Raw genomic sequence first — 7541 nt, forward strand, 5'->3', positions numbered from 1 at the left:
ATTGAGAGGTTTTCTTTAACATATTTATTCGCTCAACCCAACCTACGAAACTGTAGGTTGGGTTGAGGCACGAAACCCAACCATAAACCCAAGGAAACTAAAGTAGGTTGGGTTGAGGCACGAAACCCAACTATAGACCCAAGGAAACCCAACAAAAAGATTCAGACGGATTTAGGGGTTGGGTGTTGGGTTTCGCTTTCCCTGAGAATTGAGAGGTTTTCTTTAACATATTTATTCGCTCAACCCAACCTACGAAACTACGAAACTCACCCCCCTAATTTTTGTAAAATCTGCAAAATCTGCATCACTTGTTCATAAGCAGCCATATTATTCTGTTGGAGGAATAATATAGCTGCTTGTTGTAGATCAATTTTTACTTTTTCGGGTTGTCCTAATATGGCATATAAACCACCACGACCTAAGTAAGCTTGAGCCAAATTAGGATTAATTTCAATAGCTTTGCTGTAGTCAGAGAGGGCTCAATCGTATTTCTGCAAGTTATAGTAAAGAAGCCCCCGATTGTAGTAAGCTTGAGCATAATTAGGATTAATTCTAATAGCTTGGTTGTAGTCAGCTAAAGCTAAATCGTATTTCTGCAAGTTATAGTAAACAACCCCCCGATTGTTGTAAGCGTCAGCATAATTAGGATTAATGTCAATAGCTTTGCTGTAGTCAGAGAGGGCTAAATCGTACTTCTGCTGGTTATAGTAAAGAAGCCCCCGATTGTAGTAAGCATTAGCATAATTAGGATTAATGTCAATGGCTTTGCTGTAGTCAGCTAAAGCTAAATCGTATTTTTTTTGGAGACGGTAAAGCTCCCCCCGATTGTAGTAAGCTTTTGCATAATTAGGATTAATGTCAATAGCTTTGTTGAGGTCAGCTAAAGCTAATTCGTATTTTTCTTGGTAAAAGTAAAGAATCCCCCGAATTTGGTAAGCCTCAGCATAATTAGGATTAATGTCAATAGCTTTGCTGTAGTCAGAGAGGGCTAAATCGTATTTTTCTTGGAGACGGTAAAGATCCCCCCGAATGAAGTAAAAGTGACTAAAATTTGAATTAAGTTCAATAGCTTTGTTGAGGTCAGCCAAAGCTAAATCATATTTTTGTTGGCGATGGTAAAAAATCCCCCGATAGAAGTAAGCCGAAAAAACATCATCAGAATTAATGTCAATAGCTTTGTTGTAATCAGCTAAAGCTAATTCGTATTTCTGCAAGTCAGAGTAAAGATTCCCCCGACTGGCGTAAGCACCAGCATCATTAGGATTAATGTCAATAGCTTTGTTGTAATCAGCTAAAGCTAATTCGTATTTTTGTTGGCGACGGTAAAGATTCCCACGATTCTCGTAAGCCTTAGCAAAATTACGATTAAGGTCAATAGCTTTGTTGAAGTCAGAGAGGGCTAAATCGTATTTTTGTTGGTAAGAGTAAAGATTACCCCGATTGTTGTAAGCACCAGCATCATTAGGATTAATGTCAATGGCTTTGTTGAAGTCAGCTAAAGCTAAATCGTATTTTTGTTGGAGAAGGTAATTAAGCCCCCGCCCTCTATAATATAAACCATAATTAGGATTAAGTTCAATAGCTTTGTTGTAGTCATCTAAAGCTAAATCGTATTTTTGTTGGGAGGAATAGTGCAACGCTCGAACAGAGTAAGCCATAGCATAATTAGGATTAAGTTCAATAGCTTTGTTATGGTCATCTAAAGCTAATTCGTATTTTTGTTGTAAGAAATAGTACTTCGCTCGAATCACATACCACAAAGCACGAGGAGCGAGATCAATTGCCTGATTAATCGCAGCTAATCCCTCATCATAGCGTTCTAAACTATCTAATACTGACTCTTTCATTATATAGGATTTAGGACTATTGGGAAACAGAGAAATCGCCTGATTAATCACGGTTAATGCTTGCTCATAATTTTCTCTGGCTTCTCTTTCTCTACCAGCACTTTTTGAGAAGCCACCTAAAACGGCATAAACATTACTTTGCAGTTGTAAAATACTACTGTGAAACTCCTTTAAATCTTTCCCTTTAGGTAAGGTATTAATCGCTTGTTGCAAAGCTTCTATAGCTGGTTGATGTTCGCGTAATTGAAATAACGCTAATCCCTTCCCATACCAGGCTAAATAGACATTATCGGGGTCATTTTGCTTAATCGCCTCATCAAAGGCTTTAATTGCTTCCTCAGACCTCCGTAACCGCCATAATTGTCCCCCCCTTTGTATCCAAATATCCGCCTTCGCATTGGTATTAGGGACAATAACACCAGCAATCGCTTGAATAATTTCTTGTTGTTGTTGCGGACTAACTTGGGGTTGAGCAGTGGTTAATAATTGCGGTTTTACCTTCAATCTTTCTTGCAATCCGATAAAAGTGCTAATGGGAATCCCCAAACTAAACCCTAACTGAATTTTCCCCCCCCCTGCTCCTTCTGAACGTCCATGAATCCCTATTACTCTCCCCTGGGAGTCTAAGACTGCACCACCACTCATTCCCCCAAATGTGATGCTAGTATAAACTAATTCATACCCTCCAGTTAAAGAACTGACACTTTTTAATACTGCCCCTTGTTCATTGCTTAAGTCATTTTGGCGGGTTCCTAATAATCCCATTTCTTGATCTTTGATTCTACCTCCACTAAACAACCATTTCGAGGGATTGTCGCCAATTTTGGGGAAGCCTGCCGCAAAAACAAAATCATCGGTATTTGGGTTATAATTCGCTATTTCCGCAACGGGATAATTGTCTCGGCTTTCAAACTGAAAAACTGCTAAATCTACCCCTTCCTGCCGGATGATGGTGCTTTTCTCGATGTTTCGAGTTTTACCGTCCTTGGTGACGACGGTGTAGGTGCGATCGGGACAAGGTTCACTTGCAGCATCTTGACTTTCTTCCTTCTTCTCACATAATACATGGTCTGCGGTTAAAACTGTGTAAATATTCCCTTCTTTAGCGATAATTACGCCACTTCCATTGGCTTTACTGCTACTATCAATCCGCACGGTGAAACCCTTGGCTTTTGTTTCTAATTCGGCGATATAGTCAGTAGGGGCGGTGGTTTCTATATCGGGGTTCACCTGCGGTAGGGGCAGGTTATAGGCGCTGAGGATTTCGGGCCGGATGTAGGTTAATAGGGTATGAAGGGGAATGCCCCAGTTAACCGCTCTCATCTTTTGGATTTCTGCATCTGTGGGTTTTGTACCGTCCTCGTAGATGTAGTTAGAGAGAATCGGATGGGCCGATCGCCCGTTAATGCCGATTAACTCATCCTCGAAAAAGATACCACCGCCACTCATTCCCTGCACGATATCGCCACTATAACCGACGCTGTAGCCCTCCCGGAGGGGTCGATCGCTTGTTTGTTCAATTTTCCCGTTATCGGTGGTGTACTGCCCCGTTTCTGCGGAATAACCGGTTACGGTGATATCTAGTTCCGCATCCGGGGAAATGGCGCGAATTTTAGCGATCGGATAATCCCGGGTATCGCTAAACTCCACCAGGGCCAGATCCTTATCTTTTAAAAGGGAATTCGGCGCGATCGAGGCTGTGCGGGTTTGGCCGTCGTGGGTTTGGATCTGTAGGGTGGTCGCGCCGCGGGTAACGTGAGCGTTGGTCAAAACGAGGTATATACTGCCTTTTTTCCCGATAATGATTCCCGATCCCCGATTTATCTCGCTAGTAATCTTAACAGTGACTTGACGGATCGATCGCTCGATCTGCGCGTCTGGGCTGTCTTCCGCCACGATCGCCGGAGCAGAGAAAGGGGATAGCGCTTTAACCGGTACGACGGGCAGAAGTAGGAGGCTTAGGAGTAGGGGAAAGGGTTTCAACATGGTTATTATGGGGAAATTTGGGGTAAAACAGCGAAAATTCTAGCGGGTGGGAACGCAATTATTTTGCGGGCCAGCAGATCTCGTACCACAGGGTGCGTCGCGATCGGCGAGTGGTGCTTTGGCGAAAAACTCCGTCATCGAGATATAGGTTTTATCTCCGGAATTCTGGAGGAGCATATCCGAGCTTTTCCCCTCTAGGATGTCCATGAGTTGTTGCAAGACTAAATCTGGATTGTCGTGGGGTTTAAGGGTAAAAAGTTGGCTATTACCATCGCAGGGATCGCCGGATCGTGAAACGCTGCAGATGATCGGGTATCCTTTCGCCCGGCCGGTGGTGAGATAGTTAAAACGCCCTTGATTATATGCTTCCTGGAATTTTTTCGTGACTTCCTCGCAACGAACCGGGGAACGTTTGGAGAAATATTCCGATTTCCAGCCGATAATCCGCACATTGCCGCTTCTTTGGGGAATCCAAGCGAGGGTAGCGGGTATTTTTCCTCCCGATGCGCGATCGAACACCTCTTTACAGAAGAAGGTGACGCCATTCGGGGTGGTCGATTGGCTGAAACCGGGGGCGATACCACCGAGGAGGACAGTGGCGAGGAGGCCGACGCAAGCGAGACGGTGGGAAATATATCTAGAGTTCATAGGGATAGTTCCTCAGAAAATAGGGATTAGAATCGTGATTAGGGTCAAAATGGGATTATTTAAGGGTTAGCGGCGGCGTTGAGGGTGTAGCGACCCGATTCACCCCCTTCGCGAGAGGTAGCCACTAGGATATAAACTCCATCGGCGGGTAATTCGGTTACGAGTCGAGCGTTAAAATCCCCGGGGGCGCGATCGACACGCTGGTTACTACGGGCGACCTGTGGGTATTTTGTCCCCTCGGAAGATTGGAGAACGCGATAGAGGACAAGATAGGGAGCGATCTCGTTGCTGTTCATATCCAGAACGATTTTCTGTCCGGCACGACCCTCGAACCCGTAATATTGCTCGTTTTGGTCTTTGGTCAAGTTGCCTTGAACGGTCTGACCGTTAAGAGGGAGGGCGAGTAACTGTATCCGATCGTCCTGTCCTAATGTTGAGACGGTGGAGACATCGCCTGTTTTAACTGCGGTGAGGAAAGCTTGCAGGCGATCGAGGGAAACGGCGAAATTAATGCCGCTCTGGGTAAGGCCGATCGGGTTTCCCGCACCGTCGTAAACGTAACTCCCGATATCGCCTGCGACGTTAACCCCCACCACTTCCCCCCGTGAATTCAAAAGCGGCCCGCCGGAATTGCCTTTGTTGATATTAGCGTTGTGTTGCACAATGCCTTTTTCGGGGTCGAGACGGCTGATAATGCCCTGGGTGAGGGTGTTTTGATAGTCCTCGTTTAAGGGTGTGCCGATGGCGAAAACGCTTTCGCCGACTTTGGCGGAGTTCGGACGGGCGAGGGGAAGATAGGGCAGGTTTTGGCGGTTATAAATCCGCAGGACGGCTAAATCCACGCCATTTTTAGCGAAGCCGATCACGTCTGCCGAGGCCTGCTGTCCGTTGGAAAATTTCACCGTCACCACCCGGGGGCCATCCGCAACAACGTGGGCGTTGGTAATGATGATACCGTCGGGACTGACGAGAAAGCCGCTACCGTGGCCGCTGCCATTTTTGACGGTGACGACGGCGGGGCTGGCTTTCTGATAGACTCTAGAAGCGGTCTGCTCCTGCGCGAGGAGGGGTGGAACGTTTTCCATCAGGAAGCCTCCTGGTTGAACGAGTAGGCCAGTGGTGGCCAGTAGCACCGATAGGGTGAAAGTAATTGGTTTCATCGGGTTGGCTCCTCTTTAGTCGAGGGATACTTGCAAGGATGTTATCGTTGGTTTTTTTCCAATTATGCGATTAAGTTTTAAGTCCTCAGGTTGCTTTTTTCACAAAAGTTTAGAGGGGGAGAGCGATCGCTCTCCCTGGCAACTTACGCACCTATCTGCCGTAGTGCTTCTATGGCGCTGTTGTACATTTCTGTGTTTCCCTGCTGGCGAAATAATTCGGCGGCCGTTGTTAGATCGGCGATCGCATTTTGTCTCTGGTTAAATGCGAGATGGACGTATCCGCGGAAATGGTAAGCGTAGGCAGCGCGGGGGTTTAGTCGGATCGCGGTGTTCAGGTCTTGAAACGCCGGCCGCCATTGTTCGCGAATCGTGTAAATCATGCCCCGACCGAGGTAAGCTTCGCTATAGTCCGGATCGAGTTCGATCGCTCTGGTGAATTGAGCGAGGGCGAGATCATATTTTTCCTGTTGGATGTAGTTAATTCCCCGGTTAAAGTGGGCGATCGCTTCTTTGTAGTTCGCTTGAGCGATCCGGGTTTCGGCTGGTTGTCGGCTTTCTAGGGCCATAACGGGGTGAACAGTGGCGAGGGTGGAGAGGCCGATTAGGCTGACGGTGGTGAGAAGGGCAAAGGATTTCATGGGTAGTGCCTCGGTGAGGGTGATTTGAGCTTCTACATAATTCATCGGTTGCTTTTTTGAGAATATGCAGGATAGGGCGATCAATTTTTTTTCCTTTCGGGTACAAAAGGAAAAAGCGCGGCAATCGGCATCGCTTTGTTATCATTTAGTGAAAAATACTTGTTTTTTTTGATGCAATATGGTAAGCAAATCCCCGACGATTACTGATGCGGAATTAATTCGCCTCAGTTGTCAGAACCCGGAATTAGGCTTTGAACGCAATGCAGATGGAACGTTAGTCACTATGCCCCCGATCGGAAGTATTTCAGCGAATCGAGAACTGAAAGCCGGCGCTCGCCTGCTCTACTGGGTCGAACAGAACGGGTTAGGAGAGGTATTTAGTTCTAGCGGCGGTTTTAAACTGGCCAATAGCGCGGTACGCTCTCCCGATGTGGCTTTCGTGGCGAGAGAACGTTTACCGTCCGGTTGGCAGGAAAGGGAGGATGAATTTCTCGATCTCGCGCCGGATTTCGTGATCGAGATCCGTTCTAAAACCGATAGTTTATCCAAGTTAAAGCGGAAAATGGAGGAGTATCGGGAGAACGGGGTGAAGTTAGGATGGTTGATCGATCGCCACAATAAACAGGCTTTCGTCTACCGTCAGGACGGGACGATTACCTGTTATCCCGAGAACGCGATTTTAAGCGGGGAAGATGTGGTTCCGGGGTTCACCCTAGCGCTAGAAATCTTGCTGTAAGATCGATCGCTTTTTTCGGGGTGAGATTCAAAATCGATCGAGTATCTAGACCGCGCCTAATTGCCGTAGGAATTGCAGGGCTTTTTCGCGTGCTGGCGCGTTCCCTTGCTGGCGGAACAGTTCGGCGGCTTGTCGGAAATCCTCGATCGCTTTTTCCTTGTCTAGCCGATAGACGTAAGGAACCCCAACAATAGACCCAAGGAAACTACCGTAGGTTGGGTTGACGTAAGGAAACCCAACAAAAAGATTCAGACGGATTTAGGTGTTGGCTGTTGGGTTTCGCTTTTCCTGAGAATTGAGAGATTTTCTTTAACCTAAGTAGCTGGTTATAATTAAATTAAAAATGGATTTTAGGTTCGATCCCCCCTGCCCCCCTTGATAAGGGGGGTGCCGATAGGCGGGGGGAGCCCCCCTGCCCCCCTTGATAAGGGGGGTGCCGATAGGCGGGGGGAGCCCCCCTGCCCCCCTTGATAAGGGGGGTGCCGATAGGCGGGGGGAGCCCCCTTGCCCCCCTTGATAAGGGGGG

At 47.0% G+C, this 7541-nt stretch carries 5 protein-coding genes and 1 pseudogene; 1 reads left to right on the forward strand and 5 read right to left on the reverse strand.

Annotated features, from left to right (window positions below):
• Positions 1 to 266: 266 nt before the first annotated feature.
• The 5 genes and pseudogenes from O9332_RS28500 to O9332_RS21540 all read right to left on the reverse strand — a co-directional run bounded on the left by O9332_RS28500 (position 267) and on the right by O9332_RS21540 (position 6279).
• Positions 267 to 455: a hypothetical protein gene (locus O9332_RS28500; protein WP_323131881.1), complete on the reverse strand. Its 189-nt coding sequence runs from the start codon at positions 453 to 455 to the stop codon at positions 267 to 269.
• A gap of 27 nt (positions 456 to 482) precedes the next feature.
• Positions 483 to 3833, reverse strand: a pseudogene (locus tag O9332_RS21525) (tetratricopeptide repeat protein); the annotation flags it as partial.
• Positions 3834 to 3872: 39 nt separating this feature from the next.
• The gene (locus tag O9332_RS21530) at positions 3873 to 4481 is read right to left on the reverse strand and encodes a COP23 domain-containing protein (protein WP_002763038.1); all 609 of its coding nucleotides are present in this window, start codon (positions 4479 to 4481) and stop codon (positions 3873 to 3875) included.
• Between the two features lie 59 nt (positions 4482 to 4540).
• On the reverse strand, positions 4541 to 5641 hold the full coding sequence (locus O9332_RS21535; protein ID WP_288027335.1) for a S1C family serine protease: 1101 nt from the start codon (positions 5639 to 5641) through the stop codon (positions 4541 to 4543).
• Positions 5642 to 5784: 143 nt separating this feature from the next.
• Entirely contained in the window at positions 5785 to 6279 is a 495-nt protein-coding gene (locus O9332_RS21540) for a tetratricopeptide repeat protein (RefSeq protein ID WP_043999459.1), read from the reverse strand.
• A 178-nt stretch (positions 6280 to 6457) separates the two neighbouring features.
• On the opposite strand from O9332_RS21540, the gene O9332_RS21545 reads away from it, so the two are divergent.
• A complete protein-coding gene (locus O9332_RS21545; RefSeq protein ID WP_002763043.1) occupies positions 6458 to 7015 on the forward strand; it encodes a Uma2 family endonuclease in 558 nt (185 codons plus the stop codon).
• Positions 7016 to 7541: the final 526 nt, after the last annotated feature.

Source organism: Microcystis sp. LE19-10.1B, from assembly GCF_027530565.1.
Taxonomy (GTDB): domain Bacteria; phylum Cyanobacteriota; class Cyanobacteriia; order Cyanobacteriales; family Microcystaceae; genus Microcystis; species Microcystis aeruginosa.